This window comes from Terrirubrum flagellatum, from assembly GCF_022059845.1.
GTDB lineage: Bacteria > Pseudomonadota > Alphaproteobacteria > Rhizobiales > Beijerinckiaceae > Terrirubrum > Terrirubrum flagellatum.
The window spans coordinates 5,088,830-5,107,434 of the sequence record NZ_CP091851.1; the positions used below are offsets into that span (position 1 = coordinate 5,088,830).

21 protein-coding genes are annotated in these 18,605 nt (G+C 64.5%); 11 read left to right on the forward strand and 10 right to left on the reverse strand.

Annotated elements, in window-relative coordinates:
- Nucleotides 1–97: 97 nt before the first annotated feature.
- Nucleotides 98–592 carry a hypothetical protein gene (locus L8F45_RS24745; RefSeq protein WP_342360493.1) on the forward strand — a complete coding sequence of 165 codons (495 nt, stop codon included), beginning with the start codon at nucleotides 98–100 and terminating at the stop codon, nucleotides 590–592.
- A 15-nt stretch (nucleotides 593–607) separates the two neighbouring features.
- On the opposite strand, the gene moaB is transcribed toward L8F45_RS24745, so the two are convergent.
- The 6 genes from moaB to L8F45_RS24775 all read right to left on the reverse strand — a co-directional run bounded on the left by moaB (nucleotide 608) and on the right by L8F45_RS24775 (nucleotide 6,788).
- Entirely contained in the window at nucleotides 608–1,156 is a 549-nt protein-coding gene (gene moaB, locus L8F45_RS24750) for a molybdenum cofactor biosynthesis protein B (protein WP_342360494.1), read from the reverse strand.
- Nucleotides 1,157–1,175: 19 nt separating this feature from the next.
- The gene (gene ypfJ, locus L8F45_RS24755; RefSeq protein WP_342360495.1) at nucleotides 1,176–2,075 is read right to left on the reverse strand and encodes a KPN_02809 family neutral zinc metallopeptidase; all 900 of its coding nucleotides are present in this window, start codon (nucleotides 2,073–2,075) and stop codon (nucleotides 1,176–1,178) included.
- 97 nt (nucleotides 2,076–2,172) lie between these two features.
- Nucleotides 2,173–3,177, reverse strand: coding sequence for a cytochrome d ubiquinol oxidase subunit II (cydB, locus tag L8F45_RS24760; RefSeq protein WP_342363563.1), 1,005 nt, complete (start codon nucleotides 3,175–3,177; stop codon nucleotides 2,173–2,175).
- A gap of 5 nt (nucleotides 3,178–3,182) precedes the next feature.
- Nucleotides 3,183–4,595, reverse strand: coding sequence for a cytochrome ubiquinol oxidase subunit I (locus tag L8F45_RS24765; protein ID WP_342360496.1), 1,413 nt, complete (start codon nucleotides 4,593–4,595; stop codon nucleotides 3,183–3,185).
- Nucleotides 4,596–4,762: 167 nt separating this feature from the next.
- A complete protein-coding gene (locus tag L8F45_RS24770; RefSeq protein WP_342360497.1) occupies nucleotides 4,763–5,869 on the reverse strand; it encodes an acyltransferase family protein in 1,107 nt (368 codons plus the stop codon).
- A gap of 73 nt (nucleotides 5,870–5,942) precedes the next feature.
- Nucleotides 5,943–6,788: a uracil-DNA glycosylase gene (locus tag L8F45_RS24775; RefSeq protein WP_342360498.1), complete on the reverse strand. Its 846-nt coding sequence runs from the start codon at nucleotides 6,786–6,788 to the stop codon at nucleotides 5,943–5,945.
- A 122-nt stretch (nucleotides 6,789–6,910) separates the two neighbouring features.
- On the opposite strand from L8F45_RS24775, the gene L8F45_RS24780 reads away from it, so the two are divergent.
- The 6 genes from L8F45_RS24780 to L8F45_RS24805 all read left to right on the forward strand — a co-directional run bounded on the left by L8F45_RS24780 (nucleotide 6,911) and on the right by L8F45_RS24805 (nucleotide 13,473).
- Entirely contained in the window at nucleotides 6,911–8,575 is a 1,665-nt protein-coding gene (locus L8F45_RS24780) for an electron transfer flavoprotein-ubiquinone oxidoreductase (protein WP_342360499.1), read from the forward strand.
- A 433-nt stretch (nucleotides 8,576–9,008) separates the two neighbouring features.
- A complete protein-coding gene (locus tag L8F45_RS24785; protein WP_342360500.1) occupies nucleotides 9,009–10,784 on the forward strand; it encodes a tetratricopeptide repeat protein in 1,776 nt (591 codons plus the stop codon).
- A gap of 169 nt (nucleotides 10,785–10,953) precedes the next feature.
- On the forward strand, nucleotides 10,954–11,814 hold the full coding sequence (locus tag L8F45_RS24790; RefSeq protein WP_342360501.1) for a 4-(cytidine 5'-diphospho)-2-C-methyl-D-erythritol kinase: 861 nt from the start codon (nucleotides 10,954–10,956) through the stop codon (nucleotides 11,812–11,814).
- Between the two features lie 12 nt (nucleotides 11,815–11,826).
- On the forward strand, nucleotides 11,827–12,324 hold the full coding sequence (locus tag L8F45_RS24795; RefSeq protein ID WP_342360502.1) for a DinB family protein: 498 nt from the start codon (nucleotides 11,827–11,829) through the stop codon (nucleotides 12,322–12,324).
- A gap of 25 nt (nucleotides 12,325–12,349) precedes the next feature.
- A complete protein-coding gene (locus L8F45_RS24800) occupies nucleotides 12,350–12,925 on the forward strand; it encodes a HutD/Ves family protein (protein ID WP_342360503.1) in 576 nt (191 codons plus the stop codon).
- Nucleotides 12,926–13,047: 122 nt separating this feature from the next.
- Nucleotides 13,048–13,473: a GNAT family N-acetyltransferase gene (locus L8F45_RS24805; protein ID WP_342360504.1), complete on the forward strand. Its 426-nt coding sequence runs from the start codon at nucleotides 13,048–13,050 to the stop codon at nucleotides 13,471–13,473.
- 177 nt (nucleotides 13,474–13,650) lie between these two features.
- On the opposite strand, the gene L8F45_RS24810 is transcribed toward L8F45_RS24805, so the two are convergent.
- On the reverse strand, nucleotides 13,651–14,667 hold the full coding sequence (locus tag L8F45_RS24810) for a polyprenyl synthetase family protein (RefSeq protein ID WP_342360505.1): 1,017 nt from the start codon (nucleotides 14,665–14,667) through the stop codon (nucleotides 13,651–13,653).
- A gap of 108 nt (nucleotides 14,668–14,775) precedes the next feature.
- Between L8F45_RS24810 and L8F45_RS24815 the strand changes: the two genes are divergently transcribed.
- Both L8F45_RS24815 and L8F45_RS24820 read left to right on the forward strand, forming a co-directional pair.
- The gene (locus L8F45_RS24815; RefSeq protein WP_342360506.1) at nucleotides 14,776–15,003 is read left to right on the forward strand and encodes a putative signal transducing protein; all 228 of its coding nucleotides are present in this window, start codon (nucleotides 14,776–14,778) and stop codon (nucleotides 15,001–15,003) included.
- The gene (locus L8F45_RS24820) at nucleotides 14,990–15,769 is read left to right on the forward strand and encodes a tRNA1(Val) (adenine(37)-N6)-methyltransferase (protein WP_342360507.1); all 780 of its coding nucleotides are present in this window, start codon (nucleotides 14,990–14,992) and stop codon (nucleotides 15,767–15,769) included. Before L8F45_RS24815 ends, L8F45_RS24820 begins: the two co-directional genes overlap by 14 nt.
- Before the next feature lies 1 nt (nucleotide 15,770).
- Here the strand turns inward: L8F45_RS24820 and L8F45_RS24825 are convergent, their stop codons facing one another.
- From L8F45_RS24825 to L8F45_RS24835, 3 genes are all read right to left on the reverse strand, one after another.
- A complete protein-coding gene (locus L8F45_RS24825; protein WP_342360508.1) occupies nucleotides 15,771–16,022 on the reverse strand; it encodes a hypothetical protein in 252 nt (83 codons plus the stop codon).
- A 141-nt stretch (nucleotides 16,023–16,163) separates the two neighbouring features.
- Nucleotides 16,164–16,463 carry a hypothetical protein gene (locus tag L8F45_RS24830; RefSeq protein WP_342360509.1) on the reverse strand — a complete coding sequence of 100 codons (300 nt, stop codon included), beginning with the start codon at nucleotides 16,461–16,463 and terminating at the stop codon, nucleotides 16,164–16,166.
- A 221-nt stretch (nucleotides 16,464–16,684) separates the two neighbouring features.
- Nucleotides 16,685–16,936, reverse strand: a complete 252-nt coding sequence (locus tag L8F45_RS24835) for a hypothetical protein (protein ID WP_342360510.1) — start codon at nucleotides 16,934–16,936, stop codon at nucleotides 16,685–16,687.
- Between the two features lie 239 nt (nucleotides 16,937–17,175).
- On the opposite strand from L8F45_RS24835, the gene L8F45_RS24840 reads away from it, so the two are divergent.
- Both L8F45_RS24840 and L8F45_RS24845 read left to right on the forward strand, forming a co-directional pair.
- Nucleotides 17,176–18,120, forward strand: coding sequence for a glycine--tRNA ligase subunit alpha (locus tag L8F45_RS24840; protein ID WP_342360511.1), 945 nt, complete (start codon nucleotides 17,176–17,178; stop codon nucleotides 18,118–18,120).
- Nucleotides 18,121–18,127: 7 nt separating this feature from the next.
- Nucleotides 18,128–18,583: a DUF3828 domain-containing protein gene (locus L8F45_RS24845; RefSeq protein WP_342360512.1), complete on the forward strand. Its 456-nt coding sequence runs from the start codon at nucleotides 18,128–18,130 to the stop codon at nucleotides 18,581–18,583.
- Nucleotides 18,584–18,605 lie beyond the last annotated feature (22 nt).

Consider the following 18,605-nt stretch of genomic DNA (forward strand, 5'->3'; position numbering starts at 1 on the left):
ATTGGCTAAGGAACATAACAAGAACATTTGGGTTTTCAAGGCGCGAAAGCCCGATCTTTCGACATGCGTCGCTAGGCGGCCATGCTATGGGCGCACGATGTTGACCGCCCATGTCGTCGCCAATGACGACGCCATCGCCCTTGCCGAGACGCTCGCCGCCCTTGTGCCAGCCGCAATCGACGGTTTGGTGCGCCGGGTCGTTGTGATCACGAGGGGTGAACCTGATGAAGACGTCGCGGCGCTGATCGACGCCTCCGGCGCCGCGCACGTGGTTGCGAGCGACGATCCCATGGAAATGTGGGGCCGTCCGGCGGAGGACCACGCCGGCGAATGGAGCCTTTATCTGCTGGCGGGCCTGACGCCGGTGTCGGACTGGGCCGACATGGTGGCGCGGCATGTCTCACGACCGAAAGCCGGGCCTGCGGTGTTCGCGCTCGCCGGCGGCTGGCGCGTCAGGGCCGCGACTCTCGCGCGCCGCATCAGCGGGCGGCGCGATCCCGCCTGGGGACTGCTCGCGCGCGGCGATGCCGGCAAGGGATCAGGCGTCACCCGGCTTGCGGCGACGCTGGAGGATCGGCGCGATCGCTCGTAGCGCGAGCGGGAAAGCTCAGCTCGCGCCGCGTTTCAGATGCTCGTCGAGGCGCGGCATGATCTCGACGAAGTTGCAGGGGCGATGACGATAGTCGAGTTGCGCTTGCAGAATTCCATCCCAGGCGTCCTTGCAGGCGCCCGGCGATCCCGGCAGCACGAAGATGAAAGTGCCGCCGGCGACGCCGCCGGTCGCGCGCGACTGGATCGTGGATGTGCCGATCTTGTCGTAGGAGATGCGGTGGAAGACTTCGGAGAAGCCGTCCATGCGCTTCTCGAACAGAGGTTCGAGCGATTCAGGCGTGATGTCGCGGCCGGTGAAGCCGGTGCCGCCTGTCGTGATGATCACGTCGACGCCCTTGTCCGCAATCCATTGCTTCACCTTGGCCTGAATCGCATCCCTGTCGTCGGTCGCGATGGCGCGGCCGGCGAGCCGATGGCCGGCCTTCGTCAAACGCTCAGTGAGCGTGTCGCCAGACTTGTCGTCCTCAGGCGTGCGCGTGTCCGACACCGTGAGAACGGCGATGTTCAGCGGCACGAAGGCGCGGGTGTCATCGAGGCGCGACATCAATTATCGCTCGATTCAATTATGATGCGGAACGCTTGAATGTATCGCAGGCGGCGAGCGTGCCGTTCTTCAGCCCCTGCATGAACCATTGCTTGCGCTGTTCGGACGAACCGTGCGTGAAGCTCTCGGGCACGACGTAGCCTTGGCTCTGCTGCTGCAGCTTGTCGTCACCGATCGCCGCCGCCGTATTGATCGCCTGATCGACGTCACCCGGCTGAATGACGCGATAGGCCTGATCGGCGTGATGCGCCCAGACGCCGGCGTAGCAGTCCGCCTGCAGTTCGACACGCACCTGCAAGGCGTTGCCCTGCGCCTGGCTCATGCTGCGCTGAGCGTTCTGCACCTTCGGCAAGAGGCCAAGCTGGTTCTGGATGTGATGGCCGACCTCGTGGCCGACGACGTAGGCGTAGGCGAACTGGCCGCCGCCGCCGAGCTGGCGCTTCATCTCGTCGAAGAATGAGGTGTCGAGATAGAGCTTCTGGTCGACCGGGCAGTAGAACGGCCCCATCGCGGCCTGCGCGCCGCCACAGCCGGAACGGGTCGCGCGGCTGAAGATGACGAGCGTCGGCGGTTTGAATTGCACGCCGCCCTGATCGGGTAGGATCTTCGTCCAGACATCTTCGTTGAGCGCCATGATCCGGCGCAGGAATTTGCCGGTCTCGTCATTCGGCGGCGGGCCGGCCGGCTGCGACTGCTGGGTCTGGCGCGAGCCGCCCATGTTGGAGACGACTTCGGCGCCGCCGATGAGAATGCGGGGATCGATGCCGAGCGCATAGGAGATCAGGCCGAGCACGATCATCGTGCCAAAGCCGAGGCCGCCGCCGCGGCCGATCGGAATGCCAACGCCGCCGCCGCCAAGGCCGCCCTGACCGCGACGGTCCTCGACATAGTCGGATTCGCGGATGTCATCGAGACGCATCGGGCGCTCCCAGCGGGCGAAAGGCCGGAGATATTTGGCGAGGGATGTTCGAATGCGCCAGTGGTTTTTTCACGGCGCGCGGCCGGCCCGCTTTCGCTCAGTGATAGCCTTCGCCGTGCCTGACCTTGCCGCGGAACGTCCAGTACACGAAGGCGGTGTAGCCGAGGATCACAGGCAGCAGCAGAAGCACGCCGATCAGCATGAAGATCTGCGACGCCGGCGCGGCGGCCGTGTCCCACACGGTGAGCGTCGGCGGCACGAGATAGGGGAAATTCGAGATCGCGAGCCCGAGATAGCAGAGAAGGAAAATGCCGAGAGTGGCGAAGAAGGGCGCATAGTCGTGTCGCCGCGCGACGCCGCGCCACACGATGAAGCCAAGTAGCGCTGTCGCCGCCGGCAGGGGCCAGAGGAACGCGATATTCGGCCAGGAGAACCAGCGCTGGGCGATGCGCGAAATCTCCAAAGGCGTCCAGACGCTGACTCCGATCGCAGCGATGGCGACAAGGCCGAGCAGAGGGCGGATCATGCCGCGAGCATGGTCGGCGACGCGGCCATCGGTCTTCATCACCAGCCAGCAGGCCGCGAGGAGCGCATAGCCCGCGACAACGCCAAGGCCGCAGATCAGCGAGAAAGGCGTCAGCCAATCAAATGAGCCGCCGGCGAATTCGCCGTTCTTCACGGTGATTCCCTGGAGAATGCCTCCGAGAATGACGCCTTGCGCAAACGAAGCCATGAGCGAGCCGCCGGAAAAGGCGACGTCCCAGGCGAGATGGTTCGGCTTCGCCACCCAGCGGAACTCGAAGGCGACGCCGCGCAGCACCAACGCCAGCAGCATGATAATCACGGGGAGATACATCGCCGGCATAATCACGGCGTAGGCTTGGGGAAAAGCCACCCACAGTCCGCCGCCGCCGAGAATGAGCCAGGTCTCGTTGCCGTCCCAGAAGGGCGCGACGGAATTCATCATGACGTCGCGCTCGGATTCATCGCGCGTCGTGGGGAACAGCACGCCGATGCCGAGATCGAATCCGTCGAGCATGACATACATCGCGACCGCGGTGGCGATAATCGCCGCCCAGATGACGGGCAGATACCATTCCATTGCGCTCATGATGCGTCTCCCGGCGCAAGCGCGTTCTGGATCGCGGGCTTCGCCGCCGACAAAGGCCGATTGGGCAGCGCGTCGTCCTCTTCGTGGAGCGGCCCGGCCGGACCCTTGTTGATAAGGCGATTGATGTAGCGAATGCCCATGGTGAAGACGACGCCGTAGACGAGCAGGAACAGCGCGAGCGAAACTGCAATCTTCCAAGCGGGCAAAGGCGAGGCCGCATCAGCGGTGCGCAGCACGCCCGTCGCGAGCCAGGGCTGACGGCCGATCTCGGTTACCATCCAGCCCGCGACGATCGCGACGAAGCCGAGCGGCCATGACAGCGATGCGATCCAGAGGAAGAAGCGATTCCGCTCGAGATCGTCACGCCACCAGAGATATCCGCCGAAGAAAGCGAGCGCGATCAGAAACAGCCCGACGCCGACCATGATGCGAAAGGCGAAGAAAACCTGCGGCAGCGGCGGGCGATCCTGCGGCGCGAAATCCTTCAGGCCTTTGAAGCGACCGTCCCAATCATGGGTGATGATGAAGCTGCCAAGGCGCGGAATGGAGATTTCATAATCATTGCTTTCGGTTTTCGCATTCGGCCAGGCGAAAAGCACCAAAGGCGCGGCGTGGCTGCTATCCCAATGCGCTTCCATGGCGGCGAGCTTCGCCGGCTGATGCTTGGCGGTCGAAAGACCATGCTGATCGCCGATAAAAAGCTGCAGCGGCGCCAATACAAGCGCCATGCCGAGGCCCATGCGCAGCATCGTGCGCGCATGCGCGGCATGTATGTCTTTCAGCGCGTAACGCGCGCCCACGGCGAGCACGACGATCGACGTCGTGAGATAGGCCGCGATCACCATATGGATGAGGCGATAGGGAAAGGTCGGGTTGAAAACGACGGCGAGCCAGTCGACGGGATAGGCGATGCCGTTGCGGACTTCATGGCCTGCCGGAAACTGCATCCAGCTGTTGGCGGAGAGAATCCAGAACGCCGACATGCAGGTTCCGATCGCGACCATGATCGCCGCGACGAGCTGCAAGCCGCGCGGGAAGCGATCCCAACCGAACAGCAGGATGCCCAGGAACGTCGCTTCGAGAAAAAACGCGGTGAGCACTTCGTAGCCGATCAGCGGCCCGATGACATTGCCGACAATGACGGAGAAACGGCTCCAGTTGGTGCCGAACTGATAGGAGAGAACAATTCCTGACACCACGCCCATCGCGAAGGAGACGGCGAAGATCTTCGTCCAGAAGCGCGCCAGCGTTCGATACTGATCGTCGCCGGTCCACATGGCGCGCGCCAGCAGCGTCGCAATGAAGGCGGACAATCCGATCGTGAATGCGGGAAAAATAATATGGAAGGTGATCGTGAAAGCGAACTGGAGACGGGCCAGCAGAACCGAGTCGGGCAGCTCAAACGACATGACGACTCCTCACATTTGGACGCCGCGCCGTATGGCGTCCTGCCTGAATCGGGACCTCATCTAGAATTTACGAATTACAATTGTGAATAGTGAGCGGCGTCGCAGGGACATTAGGTCGCGCTGGCGAGATCGTCTATTTCGCGTGCGCGAAATGCGACAAGGCCGCTTCAGACGACCTGCGCCGCAGCGCCGATTTGAATGTTATTGCGTTGCGACTTCGCGCCAAGCCAGCGCTGCAAGACGTGCGTGGTTGGCTTTTCGAAAAGGCGATGCACGATGATCGCTGCAATGATTGCGGCGGCGAGCCCAAGCGCGATGAATATCCAGGGGTTGAGCGATGCGCTCGCGCCGCTGCGATCCCAGATTATCCGCAGCGCGCGGATCGCGATCGGATGCAGGAGATAAAGGGCGTAGGACGCGTCACCGAGCGCGACAAACACGCTGCTGATACGAGTCCTGGGCGCAGGCGATTCGAACAGCGCGGCGGCCGCGACGATCATCGCCGCGGGCGCGCCCCACACGAGCGGACGAAGCGCGCCGGTCACGTCGGGGTCAGCAAGGTTCGCGATCGCCAGACAGGCGCAGCCGGACGCGGCGATGCCCCATGCTTCCGCGCGCCCGAGCCGCAGCCCTTCCGCGCGCAAGCCGCCGATCACCATGCCGAGGGCGAATTCGAGAATGATGGGATGAGTCCAGAACGAGAGTGGGCCGGGTTGCGGCTGAAGCCAGCTTCCGAACAACGTCAGTCCGCTCATCAGCGCGACGATCGCCGCAATCGCTCCCAATCGCGGCAGCACGAGAACGCCTGCAAAGATCACGTAGAAGAACATCTCGAAATTGAGCGTCCAGCCAAGCTTGTAGATCGGTTGCACGAGCCCCGTGCCGCCGTCAGCGTAGGGGATGAAGAAATAGGATTTGACGATCTCGGCAAGAGTAGGCGGCGCGCTCGACAGGGCGGAGGGCGCAAGCAGCATGGCGAGGGCGAAAAGACTCGTCGTCGCCCAGTAAAGCGGGACGATGCGCGCCACGCGCCGGCCGAGAAAGATGCGCGCTGAATCGCGTCGCCCGAACAGGTCGCGTGACGCATGCGCCATGACGAAGCCCGAGATCACGAAGAACAGATCGACGCCAACGCCGGTGAGCTTGAGCAGCACGGGCTCGAATCCATGCAGCGCCGCCGCCGGCATCGACAGCGTCTCATGCTGGAGATGGCCGAAGGCGACGGTGACGGCTGCGACGGCGCGCAGCGCCTGAATCGATCCAATCTGGGACATAAGCGGCGGAATCCGGACAGCAACCGAACTACCAAGCAAGCGGCGCGCCCGCCGCGCCAGATCGCCGTTGCGGTTAACGCAGCGCCGCCCGGATCGCCTTGAAGTCGCGCCAGGCGAGCTTCTTCTGCGAGGGCTGACGCAGGAGATAGGCGGGATGGAGCGTCGCCATCGCCTTGATGTCGCGTTCGCCGATTCGCAGGCTCATCCAGCGTCCGCGCGTCTTCAGGATGCCCTCGCGCGCGCCGAGCAGGGTCTGCGCCGAGGGCAGGCCGATGCAGATCAGGACGTCAGGATTCACGAGCTCGATCTGGCGGGTGATGAAGGGCTTGCAGATCGAGATTTCGGCCGGCGTCGGCGTGCGATTGCCCGGCGGCCGCCAGGGCACCACGTTGGCGATATAGACCTTGGTGCGGTCGAGGCCGATCGCCGCCAGCATGCGGTCGAGAAGCTGGCCCGAGCGGCCGACAAAGGGCTTGCCCTGCCGATCCTCCTCGGCGCCGGGTCCTTCGCCAACGAACATCAGTTTGGCCGAAGGATCGCCGTCGCCGAAGACCAGCCGATAGGCGGTCTTTTTGAGCTCACAACCCTCGAACGCGTCCATGAGGTCGCGCAACTCGTCGAGCGTCCGCGCTGACGCGGCGCGGGCGCGGGCGTCCGAAACAGCCTGATCCGGCGCGATGGGCGCCAGGGCGTCAGCGCGGGCGGGAGCCGCGCGGGAGGGAAGGGATCTGGAAGCCGGCGCGGCGCGATCGACCGGGCGCGCGACCGCTGGCTCCGGCGCAGGCCGTTCGGCCGGCGGCGGATTGGCGTCGACGAATCGATCGTGCGGCGTTTCATCCAGCGCGTCCTCGACGCCCGCCTCGAGATAGAAGGCGAGGACGTCGGCGGCGATGCGGCGTGGATCGGCGGCGGCTTGCATGGAAAATCTCTGATCCATGCGGCTCCGAGTCGCAAGCGGCGCGGGCGGAGCGCACAGGCTTGAGCGGGCGCCGGCCTTCGTCCATATCGAATTATTCCAGTGTAGGGGGCCAAGGACCGATCATGGAAACGCCCGAGCGCGAAGGCATGGACTATGACGTGGTGATCGTCGGAGCGGGGCCCGCCGGCCTCGCGGCGGCGATCCGCCTCAAGCAGCTTTCGCCCGAGCTTGGCGTCGTTGTGGTCGAGAAGGGCTCAGAGGTCGGCGCGCACATTCTCTCCGGCGCCGTCGTCGATCCGATCGGGCTTGATCGTCTGCTGCCGGACTGGCGCGCTGACGCCGATCGCCCGCTGAAGACGGAAGTCTCGGAAGATATCTTCTACATGCTGGGACCGGCAGGCGGTGTCAGGCTGCCGAATTTCATGATGCCGCGACTCATGAACAATCACGGCAATTTCGTTGGCTCGCTCGGGAATGTGTGTCGCTGGCTCGCGGCGCAGGCCGAGGCGCTCGGCGTCGAGATTTATCCCGGCTTCGCCGCAGCGGAGATTCTCACCGACGAGAAAGGCGTCGTGACCGGCGTCGCCACCGGCGACATGGGCGTGGCGCGCGACGGTCATCACAAGGACGGCTTCACGCGCGGCATGGAATTGCGCGGCAAATACACGCTGTTCGCGGAAGGCGCGCGCGGTTCGCTTTCGAAGCAGCTCATCGCGCGCTTCGGCCTCGACAAGGGTCGTGAGCCGCCGAAATTCGGCATCGGCCTCAAGGAGCTGTGGAAAATCGATCCGGAGAAGCACAAGCCGGGACGCGTGCAGCATTCCTTTGGCTGGCCGCTGCAGAACGGCACTGGCGGCGGCTCATTTCTCTATCATTTCGAGGATAATCAGATCGTCGTCGGTTTCGTGATTCATTTGAATTACGACAATCCGACCCTGTCGCCGTTCGACGAATTTCAGCGCTTCAAGCATCATCCCTTCGTGCGCGACACGTTCGTCGGCGGAAAGCGCATCTCCTATGGCGCGCGCGCGATCACGGAAGGCGGCTTTCAGTCCGTGCCAAAATTGTCATTTCCGGGCGGCGCGCTGATCGGCTGCGCGGCGGGCTTCGTGAATGTGCCGCGCATCAAGGGCAGCCACAATGCGATGCTCTCGGGCATGCTCGCCGCCGAACACGCGCATCAGGCGCTCTCAGCGGGGCGCGCTCATGATGAGCTGTCGTCCTATGAAGAGGCGTGGCGCGCGTCCGACATCGGCCGCGACCTCAAGAAGGTGCGCAACGTCAAGCCGCTCTGGTCGAAATTCGGCACCTATGTCGGCATTCCGCTCGGCGGCGTCGACATGTGGTGCAACGAGCTGTTCGGCTTCTCGCCGTTCGGCACGCTGAAGCATGGCAAGCCCGACTATGCGACGTTGAAGAAAATCAGCGAGGTCACGCCGATCGCGTATCCCAAGCCCGACGGCGTGATTTCGTTCGACAAATTGTCATCGGTGTTCCTGTCCTCGACCAATCACGAGGAGGATCAGCCGGTCCACCTCCAGCTCAAAGACGCCTCCATTCCGATCGCACAGAATCTGCCATTCTATGGCGAGCCGGCGCGGCTCTATTGCCCGGCGGGCGTCTACGAGGTCGTCTACGCCGACGAGGCGGCGAAGACCGATCCGCGCTTCCAGATCAACGCGCAGAACTGCGTCCACTGCAAGACGTGCGACATCAAGGACCCGGCCCAGAACATCAACTGGGTCACGCCCGAGGGTGGGGGCGGTCCCAACTATCCGAACATGTAATAACAAAAACCCCGCGGCTCGCCGCGGGGTTTTTCTTTGCCTCGATTGACCGCTGACCGAGAATGGCCGCGGCGCCCCGTTCAGCCCTTGCGGACGATCGGAGCCGGGGCGGGAGCCGGGGTCGCGCAGGCGGCGACGAAGCCGGCGATCAGGGTCACGGCGACGACCCGGGCAATGATCTTCGACATTGGTTTCTCCAGGAAAAAGGTCGGGTTCAACCTCACGCCCCATGGTTAGACCCACCAAGGCGGGCCCGTCCAGCATCATGGCGAAATCTTGTCTCTCTCTGAAGAGCGGATGAAAGATTTTGGTCCCGTGTGGCTTATTTGCCGGCCGCGTCGCTTTGCCCTATTCCAGCCCCTGAACCGTGTTTGACAATGCGTCCGGCTTCCGCGCGGCCCGCGTGTCGAGCCCTCCAGAGATTTCCGCGCCCGTGAGCAACGCAGTTTTTCTTCGCCTGTCCGTCGCCGCCCTGGCTTTGCTCGTCGCGGCGGAGGGCGCGTTCGCCAATACCGGGAAGCCATCCATGCGGCGCCCGGCGCCGATGGCGCTTGATTCGGCGGACACGTCAGCCGGCGCCTTCCTCGCCGCGGTCGGCGCCAGCGCCCAGCGCGACACCAGCGCCGCCGCGAAACTTATCAGCGAGGCGCTCAGAGCCGATCCTAACAGCCCTGAATTGCTCGAGCGCGCCTTTGAGGCGCAGCTCGCTCAGGGCGATATCGCCGAGGCGTCGCGTCTCGCCCGCCGCATCCTTCAGCGCGAACCTTCGAACAGCATCGCGCGGCTGACGCTCGCGGTCGAAGCGATCGGCGGGCGCCAATATCAATCGGCGCGGGATCGTCTGGCTCCGGGCGTGCGCGGCCGGGCCGCGGAATTGACTGCGACGCTCCTGACCGCCTGGGCCTATGCCGGCTCCCAGCAATGGGGCAAGGCGCTTGAGACGCTCGACAAGCTCCGGCAGAATAACGGGCTCGCGATTTTTGCGGACTATCATGCCGGCTTGATCGCTGATCTCGCGGGCCGCTCGGACGAGGCGGAAAAGCGGCTGAAGACGGCCTATGAGGCCGCGAACCGCGCGCCGGTCAGGCTCGTCGAAGCCTATGCGCGCTTTGAGGCGCGCAAGGGCAATGTCGCCGAGGCCAAAACCGCGATCGCGACTTTCGAGCAGCGCGTGGGTCGCCATCCCTCGATCCGCGCCCTGTCGCTCGAACTCGACGCCGGCAAGCCGGTCGGCCGCATGGTTGGCTCCGCCCAGCAGGGCGCGGCGGAAGCCCTTTTCGGGCTTGGCGGCGAGGGCAGCCGCACGGGCGATGAACTTGCGGGCATCGTCTATCTCCGTCTCGCGCGTTACCTCGATCCGAAGCATGATCTCGCGACGGTGACGCTCGCCGACATCTATGAGCGGCTGAAGCGCCACGACCACGCGATCGAACTCTATCAGCAGATCGATCCGTCCTCCCCGCTTGCGCCATCGGCCGACGTGCAGATCGGCCTCAATCTCGAAACGATGGAAAAGCCCGACGAGGCCATCACGCGGCTGAAGCAGGCGGTCGACCGGCGTCCCGATGATGTCGAGGCCCTGTCGGCGCTCGGCAATGTCTATCGCGCGCAGAAGAAATATCGCGAGGCTGTCGACTCTTTCTCCAAGGCGATCGATCGGGTCGGCAAGCCGGAACGGCCGAACTGGACCTTGTTCTATTTCCGCGGCTCATCCTATGAGCGGCTCAAGGAATGGCCGAAAGGCGAAGCCGACCTGAAGAAGGCGCTGGAGCTGTTCCCGGATCAACCGCAGGCGCTGAACTATCTCGGCTACACCTGGGTCGATCTCAAGATCAATCTCGACGAGGGCATGAAGATGGTGCAGCGCGCGGTCGAACTTGCGCCGCGCGACGGCTATATCGTCGATTCGCTCGGCTGGGCGCATTACCGCCTGGGCCAGTATGAGGACGCCGTGCGCGATCTCGAACGCGCGGTGCTGCTGCGCCCGTCCGATCCGACGATCAACGACCATCTCGGCGACGCCTATTGGAAGGTCGGGCGCAAGCTCGAAGCGCATTTCCAATGGAATCATGCGCGCGATCTCAAGCCCGAGCCGGAGGATCTCGCGAAGATCCTCGTCAAGATCGAGAACGGACTCGAGGACGATGCGCCGGCCGCGGCCGTGACGACTCCTCCGTCCGCCGACGGCGAGAAGGAAAAGGGCGGCTAGATCACGCCGCCCTTTGATTGAATCAATCAAAGGGCGGGAACGTGATCGATTCTAAATATTCAGAGCATGGCTTTTGCGAAAAAACCGGTATCCACTTTTTCGCGCCATGCTCTGGGATCGCTCTCCCCCAAATCTTTCCTTTTTCTGACGCCGGGCGCAGATATCGCGTATGCTGCATGAGCGCGCGCCCGCGAAGATCAATCTCAGCCTCCGCGTCGTCGGCCGCCGCGCCGACGGTTATCACCTGCTCGACAGCCTCGTCGTTTTCGCAAGCGACGTCTTCGATGAGTTAAGTCTCACGCCGGGCGAAGGGCTTTCGCTTGCCGTCGAGGGGCCTTTGGCGACAGACGCCGGCGATCCGTCAGGAAATCTCGTTCTCAAGGCGGCGCGCGCGCTGATGGAGCGATGCGAGGGAATCAAGGTTGGCGCATTTCGTCTCGCGAAGCGGTTGCCTGTCGCCGCCGGGCTTGGCGGCGGCTCGGCGGATGCGGCCGCGGCGCTGCGATTGCTTGCGCGCTTAAACGACATTGCGCTCGACCACCCCGATCTGTTCGAGGCGGCGCGCGCGACAGGCGCGGACGTGCCTGTGTGCCTGCAATCGCGCGCGCGCATGATGCGCGGCATAGGCGACGAACTCGGGCCGATTCTTCCCCCACCGAACATTCGCGCGCTGCTGGTCAATCCGCGCGTCGCCTGTCCGACGGCGTCGGTGTTTCGCGAATTGAATCTGGCTCCCGGCGATCTGCGCAAACGCGCTGACGACGCATCCGCCGGCGCAAACGAGAATCTGCTCGACTGGCTGGCCGCGCGCCCGAACGATCTCGAAGCGCCGGCGATCCGGCTTGCGCCTGTCATCGCCGATGTTCTTGAAACCTTGCGCGCGCTTGATGGCTGCGCGCTCGCGCGCATGTCGGGGTCGGGCGCAACCTGCTTTGGCCTGTTCGATGCGCGCGACGTCGCCGAGCAAGCCGCGAGCGCCTTGCGCGGCGCGCGCCCCGACTGGTGGATCGCAACAACCAAACTGATGTGACAGGAGCGCACGATGATTTCGGTCGAGCATGTCAGGCTGATGGCGCGCTACAATGAATGGCAGAACCGCAGCCTCTATGGAGCAGCCGACACGCTCGATGATTCGGCGCGCCGGCTTGATCGCGGCGCGTTCTTCGGTTCGATTTTCGGCACGCTCAATCATCTCCTGCTGGGCGACCAGATCTGGATGAACCGCTTCGCGGGCACGCCGAAGCCTGTTCCTGGCGCGCAGCGCTTCTGCACCGCCATCGATAATTGGGACGAGTTGAGGACCGCCCGGACCGCGTTCGACGAGACGATCTCGGATTGGGCGCAGACGCTGGACCCGCACTGGCTCGAAGGCGATCTGGCATGGTTCTCAGGCGCGGCCAATCGCGAGCTGCGCCGGCCGCGCTGGGTTCTCGTCGCGAGTTTCTTCAATCACCAGACTCATCATCGCGGACAGACGCATGCGATGCTGACGGCCGCGGGCGCGAAGCCTGACGACACCGATCTGATGCTTCTCGAATAAAGCGTCGCGGCGACGTCGCCCACATATGCAAATCATCCGCTCGCACGACTATCGCCGCATGCCCTGGAAGAATGGCGGCGGCGAAACCGTTGAAATCGTCGTCTCGCCGGCCGGAGCGCCGATCGATGCGTTCGACTGGCGCATCAGCATGGCTCATGTGACGAGCGACGGCCCGGTTTCGATTTTTCCGGAGATCGATCGCACGCTCCTGCTGCTGACAGGCGACGGGATCATTCTCGACATCGTCGGACGCGGTTCCATCAGGCTCGACTGCGCGACGCCGCCCTACGCGTTTCCCGGCGATATTCCGGTCGCTTCGCGGCTGGTTGGCGGCGCGGTCGCCGATTTCAATGTGATGACGAGGCGCGGCCGGTTTCGTCATCACCTGTCGACGCTCGCAGTCGACGCGCCAATGACGTTCACCAGGGCCGGCGACATCACGCTGGCGGTCCTGCGCGGCGCATCGGCGCTGGTCGACGCGAAAGGCGAGCGCCTGCGAATGGAGGATGGCGACACGCTGATGTTTGAAGGCGCCGACCGGATCTCATTGGCGCCAGACGCGGCGGCGAACCTGTTGATCGTCGATCTCTGGCGACGATGAAAATCCGGGGCCGCTCGATGTCGCGATTCATTTAATGCGCCCGCGCGCCACAGAAATCGACGATTCCGCCGCGCGCCATCCTGCGCTACGAGTCATCGCGCGATCGCTTCCAGAGAATTGTCGTGGCTGAGCCTCTGATCACATTAACCGACGATTCCGATCCCGCGATCCGCGAGACGATCGGCGCCGTCCTGGCGCGTTACAATGACGAACGGGGCGGATCGTCCAGCTCGCAGCCCTTGTCGGTGGTCATCCGCGATCCTGAAACGAGCGAGATCATCGGCGGCCTGACCGGGCGCACGTCTCGCGGACTTCTTTTCATCGATCTGGTTGCGTTGCCGGCGCATTTGCGCGGCGCTGGTCTCGGCAGCCGCATCTTGAGAATGGCCGAGGATGAGGCGAAGCGCCGCGGCTGTCGGGCTGCGACGCTCTATACGATCAACTTCCAGGCGCCGGAATTCTACAAACGCCACGGCTATCGCGCGTTCGGCGAGGTCGCAGGCGATCCCGGCGTCACGCGGATATTTATGAAGAAAAATTTGATCTGAGAGCCGCGTCTTGTAGGTCCGGCTGGTATTAGCGCTGGCTGAATTTCGTGGATGGCCGGGCCACGCCCGGCCATGACAACTGAATAAAGGCCGGCACAGACGTTTTGCGGATGGCTTCAATATTTCCGCGTCATGGCCGGTGGCCCGGCCATCCACGACAAATTCAACCCGTGCGACCTAATGAGCGCGCGCGATGCAGAAGTCGACCGCCTCGTCGAGCGCCGCGCGCATCTCGCCCTGGGGGAAGATCGCAAGCGCGTCCTTCGCCATCTTGCCGTAATGCCTCGCGCGTTCGACAGTGTCGTCGATCGCGCCATGCTTGCGCATGAGGCCGATGGCGCGGTCGAGATCGCCTTCGCGGACGTCGCCATCCTGCAGCGCGCGCTTCCAGAAGGCGCGCTCCTCTGAATCGCCGCGGCGGAAAGACAGCACCACGGGAAGCGTGATCTTGCCCTCGCGGAAATCATCGCCGACATTCTTGCCGAGCTTCGCCGACGCTCCGCCATAATCGAGCGCGTCGTCGATGAGCTGGAAGGCGACGCCGAGATTGGCGCCGTAGCTGCGGCAGGCGGCGATCTCAGCCTTCGGCCGGTCGGCGATGATCGGCCCGACCTCGCAGGCCGCCGCAAACAAGGCGGCCGTCTTGGCGCGGATCACGGCGAGATATTCGTCTTCGGTGGTCTCGGTGTTCTTCGCTGCCGCGAGCTGCATGACCTCGCCTTCAGCGATCACGGCGGCGGCGGTCGAGAGCACGTCGAGCGCGCCGAGCGATCCGACTTCGACCATCATCTTGAACGCCTGGCCAAGCAGGAAGTCGCCGACGAGCACGCTGGCTTCGTTGCCCCACAGCATGCGCGCCGCGAGCTTGCCGCGCCGCATGTCGCTCTCGTCGACCACGTCGTCATGGAGAAGGGTTGCGGTATGCATGAACTCGACGGCGGCGGCGAGCTTCACATGGCCATCGCCGCGATAGGCGCTGAGGGCCGCCGTGGCGATGGTGAGCATGGGGCGCAGGCGCTTGCCGCCCGACGAGATGAGGTGATTCGCGATTTCGGGTATCATCGCGACGTCCGAACCGGTGCGCGAGACGATGAGCTGGTTGACGCGAGTCATGTCGGCGGCGACGAGGCGAACGAGCCTCTCGATGCCCGTTCCTGCGGCCGATTTTTCCTCGAAAGCGACGACGACGCCCACCCGGTTCTCCCTGGAAGCTTTTCCAGCGGACGCTTGCATGCGCCCACCCCGGAGACAACAGTCCGGAACGTCGCAATATCGTGCGTCGGCGACGAGCGAAAGGAAGCGATGATCGAGATCCTGCGCGCCAACGATCCCGTGCTGATCAGCGCCGTTGAAGCGCTGCTGACCGGCGCCGGCCTCGGCGTCTTCGTCGCCGACGCCTATGTCAGCGCGATCGAGGGTTCGATCGGCGCTTTTCCCAGGCGCGTTCTGGTGCCGTCCGATGAGGCGGCGCAGGCGCGCCGCATCCTGACCGAAGCCGGCCTCGCGGGAGAGCTCCGTGACCCACGCTGACAACGCCGAGGGGAAGTCCGCCGCGGAGCCGGACGCGCTGTTCGGCGGCAAGCTCCTGCTGCGCCAGGCGCCGGGCGGCCATCGCGTCGGAACGGACGCGGTGCTGCTTGCAGCCGCCACGCCTGACATCGAGGCCGGATTGATCGTCGATCTCGGTTGCGGGGTCGGCGCCGTCGGGCTCGCCGTCGCGCTGGCTGCGCCGGCGACGCGCGTGCATCTCGTCGACAGCGACGCGGATGCGCTTGCGCTCGCCGAGGAGAATATCGCGCTCAACGGCCTGTCCGAACGGGTCTCCGCGCTGCGCGCCGACATTCTCGGGCCGCAACGGGCGCGTCATGCAGCCGGCCTTGGCGCCGGCTCCGCCGAACTGGTGCTGACCAATCCGCCCTATGGTTCGCCCGAGAAATCGCGGTCGTCACCGGATGCGCGCCGCGCAGCCGCCCATGTGATGCCGGCAGGAGGTCTCGGCGCCTGGATCGCCTCCGCCTTCGACCTGCTGAAGCCGCGCGGCGAACTCCTTATGATCCACCGGGCGGATGCGCTGGCTGACGCGCTCGCGACGTTCGGGGAAAGATGGGGCGGGCTCGCCGTCCGGCCCATTCATCCCCGGCCGGACAAACCGGCGACGCGAATCCTGTTGCGCGCGATCAAGGGCGCGCGCACGCCGCTCTCCATCGCGCCGCCTCTGATCCTGCATCGCAATGACGGCCACTTCACCCATGAGGCGGAAGCGATCCATCGCGGCGAAGCGCGAATTCCTTTTTAGATCAGCGGCGCCAGCAGACGCGGATCGGCGCGGTCTGCCAGAACAGGCCGTTATAGAACTGGCGATAGCGGACGCCGCAGACCACGCGCGGGCGATAGTAATAGCGTCGGCGATATTGCGCCTGCTCGATCAGGACGGGCGCCGCGTCTTCCACCGCGGTCACGGTAGGGGCGATCGTCAAAGCCTGCGCGCTCGGCGCCGACAGGACCGCAAGTCCTAGGGCCGCCACAGCCAATCCCGGGAATGCGCGCATCGACGATCGTCTCCTGTTCAAGGTCATCGGGAGAGTAGGGCGAAAGCCGAGCGGAGGGAAAGGGCGTTTCTTGGCAAGCGCTTGGCGGAAAACGAAAAGGGCGGGCTCGCATGAGCCCGTCCTGTCGCCGCGCGCTGCGGCTCAGTAACGCGGGCACTCGCGGATCGAATCGCCCGTGATGCCTTCAAACGCATAGGCCGAGCAGCCGAAACGGTCGGAGTTGCCGCCGCGCGGCCGCGGCGCGCGCTGCGGCGGCTGGCGATTCGCCGACTGGGCCACCACAAGCATGCTGACCATGCTGGTCGGATCAGCGTTGCCAGCCGCTCCGCCGCCGCCGCCATTGCCGCCGCCATCCCGACCGCCGCCCTGCTGGGCGAGCGCCGCGCCGGAGAGGCAGGCTGCGCCGAGAGCGGCGATCGCAAGGGTTCGCATGAAGGACATCGTTTTCTCCCGGTTTCGATGAAAGCGGCGCGTGCGCCGCGGTGGTTTTCATCTAGCGCTGGAGGTACGGCCGGACGGTGCTCGCAAGCACGCTGCGGCTTTCCAGAACGAGGACCGGAAAAGAGAAACCCGGCCGCTGGGCGAAGCGGCCGGGTTCGGAAGAAACGACGGGATCGAGGGGCGATGATCTTATCGTTTCTTCACCTCTGTCGCGCGAGGGCTCAGCAGCCTTTCGGCGCGGAAGGCGCGTAACCGGAGTAGACGACGCGCACCTTCGGCGCGGCGCAGTTCGGGGTCGGGGCTTCCGTCGCGAGGACGGGCGCCGCCGTGGCGACCGGAGCCGGCGCAGCGGCCTCGGCGACCGTGGTCGTCTTGGCGACTGGCGCCTTTACCGTCGGGCTGGCGAGGGAGACGGCGACCGGCGCGAGCAGCGCCGCGGTCGCGATCTGGAAGTGCAGCAGCTTGAATTTCATCGGAACGCCCCGTGAGGAACTCTGCGGCCCGGCAGGACCGTCGTTGGCTCCATGAACCATGCGGAAGGCGCCGTCGGTGTGCGCCGTCGCACACAATACAAACGGGAGGGCTTATCGGATGCAGCGGACGGGGCGCCGGCGGCCGGACTTCTATGGCCGGCGGCGATGCGCCGCTGCCGATTGCCGATCGCCGATTGCCGTTCTAAGCGTCGCGGCTTCCGTTCGCCTCCGCAAAAACGATGTCCCGTCCCGCCGCGCTCGATCCCGCCCGCTCCTTCCAGGGGCTTATCCTCACGCTTCAGGATTTCTGGGCGAAGCAGGGGTGTGTCATTTTGCAGCCCTACGACATGGAGATGGGCGCAGGCACCTTTCACCCCGCCACAACGCTCCGGGCGCTTGGCCCGCGACCATGGAAAGCCGCCTACGTCCAGCCGTCGCGCCGGCCGAAAGACGGCCGCTATGGCGAGAACCCCAACCGATTCCAGCACTACTATCAGTATCAGGTGATCCTGAAGCCGAACCCGCCTGATCTGCAGGAGCTCTATCTCCAGTCGCTCTACGCCATCGGCATTGATCCGAAAGTCCATGATCTCCGCTTCGTCGAGGACGACTGGGAAAGTCCTACGCTCGGCGCCTGGGGCTTAGGCTGGGAATGCTGGTGCGACGGCATGGAGGTTTCCCAGTTCACCTACTTCCAGCAGGTGGCGGGTTTCGAATGCGCGCCGGTGTCGGGCGAGCTGACCTACGGCCTCGAACGCCTCGCAATGTATCTCCAGAATGTCGAGAACGGCTACGAGCTGAACTTCAATGGCGCGGAAGGTGCCGACAAGATCACCTATGGCGATGTGTTCAAGCAGGCCGAGGAGGAATATTCCCGGCACAATTTCGAACACGCCGACACCGAGATGCTGTTCGCGCAGTTCCGCATGGCGGAAGAGGCGTGCCGAAAATATCTCGCCGCCGGCGAGTCGGGCGCGTCAGGCAATGATCCGCGCCACAAGCTTGCGCTGCCCGCCTATGACCAGTGCATCAAGGCGAGCCACGTCTTCAACCTGCTCGATGCGCGCGGCGTGATCTCGGTCACCGAGCGGCAGAGCTACATCCTGCGCGTGCGCGAACTGGCGAAGGCCTGTGGCGCGGCATGGCTGAAAACCGATGGCGGCGGCGCCGTACTTGCGGCGTGAGGCGAAAATGATCCGTTTCGCCGCCGCCCTTCTTGTGGCGCTCGCTTCGTTCGCCGCGCAAGCCCAGACCACCGAGCCGATCGACGTGGTGCGCAAATTCTACGCGCAGCCGCCAGTCGAGAATTACACGCCCTATTCGAAGCGCCTTGCGGGCCTCTATGACGCCGCGTCGGCGAAATCCAAGGAGCTCGAGGAGCCGGTGTCGGGCGTCGATTTTGATCCGACGATCAACGGCCAGGATGCCGAGCCGAATTTCCAGAAGACGCTGCGCTATCAGCAGACGCAACGCGGCGGCGACAGGGCGCGCATCAAGGTGACATTCAAGAACGGCCGGCAAAGCGAACTCTGGTTCGACATGATCCTGGAGAATAACCGCTGGCTTGTCGATGACATCCAGAGCGTGCGCGGCGAAGCGAAATGGGTGTTCTCGAAATTGTTGATGGATGGAGCGCAGGGGAAGTGACGAAGCTGCTGCTCCCTGCGAA

What these genes read in the sequence shown, in the direction of transcription:
- L8F45_RS24795 (WP_342360502.1), top strand. Translation starts at nt 11,827, where the DNA reads ATGATTTCGGTCGAGCATGTCAGGCTGATGGCGCGCTACAATGAATGG.
- L8F45_RS24815 (WP_342360506.1), top strand. Translation starts at nt 14,776, where the DNA reads ATGATCGAGATCCTGCGCGCCAACGATCCCGTGCTGATCAGCGCCGTT.
- L8F45_RS24780 (WP_342360499.1), top strand. Translation starts at nt 6,911, where the DNA reads ATGGAAACGCCCGAGCGCGAAGGCATGGACTATGACGTGGTGATCGTC.
- L8F45_RS24845 (WP_342360512.1), top strand. Translation starts at nt 18,128, where the DNA reads ATGATCCGTTTCGCCGCCGCCCTTCTTGTGGCGCTCGCTTCGTTCGCC.
- L8F45_RS24745 (WP_342360493.1), top strand. Translation starts at nt 98, where the DNA reads ATGTTGACCGCCCATGTCGTCGCCAATGACGACGCCATCGCCCTTGCC.
- L8F45_RS24830 (WP_342360509.1), bottom strand. Translation starts at nt 16,463, where the DNA reads ATGTCCTTCATGCGAACCCTTGCGATCGCCGCTCTCGGCGCAGCCTGC.
- L8F45_RS24770 (WP_342360497.1), bottom strand. Translation starts at nt 5,869, where the DNA reads ATGTCCCAGATTGGATCGATTCAGGCGCTGCGCGCCGTCGCAGCCGTC.
- cydB (WP_342363563.1), bottom strand. Translation starts at nt 3,177, where the DNA reads ATGGAATGGTATCTGCCCGTCATCTGGGCGGCGATTATCGCCACCGCG.
- ypfJ (WP_342360495.1), bottom strand. Translation starts at nt 2,075, where the DNA reads ATGCGTCTCGATGACATCCGCGAATCCGACTATGTCGAGGACCGTCGC.
- L8F45_RS24825 (WP_342360508.1), bottom strand. Translation starts at nt 16,022, where the DNA reads ATGCGCGCATTCCCGGGATTGGCTGTGGCGGCCCTAGGACTTGCGGTC.
- L8F45_RS24790 (WP_342360501.1), top strand. Translation starts at nt 10,954, where the DNA reads ATGCTGCATGAGCGCGCGCCCGCGAAGATCAATCTCAGCCTCCGCGTC.
- L8F45_RS24765 (WP_342360496.1), bottom strand. Translation starts at nt 4,595, where the DNA reads ATGTCGTTTGAGCTGCCCGACTCGGTTCTGCTGGCCCGTCTCCAGTTC.
- L8F45_RS24835 (WP_342360510.1), bottom strand. Translation starts at nt 16,936, where the DNA reads ATGAAATTCAAGCTGCTGCACTTCCAGATCGCGACCGCGGCGCTGCTC.
- moaB (WP_342360494.1), bottom strand. Translation starts at nt 1,156, where the DNA reads ATGTCGCGCCTCGATGACACCCGCGCCTTCGTGCCGCTGAACATCGCC.
- L8F45_RS24775 (WP_342360498.1), bottom strand. Translation starts at nt 6,788, where the DNA reads ATGCAAGCCGCCGCCGATCCACGCCGCATCGCCGCCGACGTCCTCGCC.
- L8F45_RS24800 (WP_342360503.1), top strand. Translation starts at nt 12,350, where the DNA reads ATGCAAATCATCCGCTCGCACGACTATCGCCGCATGCCCTGGAAGAAT.
- L8F45_RS24840 (WP_342360511.1), top strand. Translation starts at nt 17,176, where the DNA reads ATGTCCCGTCCCGCCGCGCTCGATCCCGCCCGCTCCTTCCAGGGGCTT.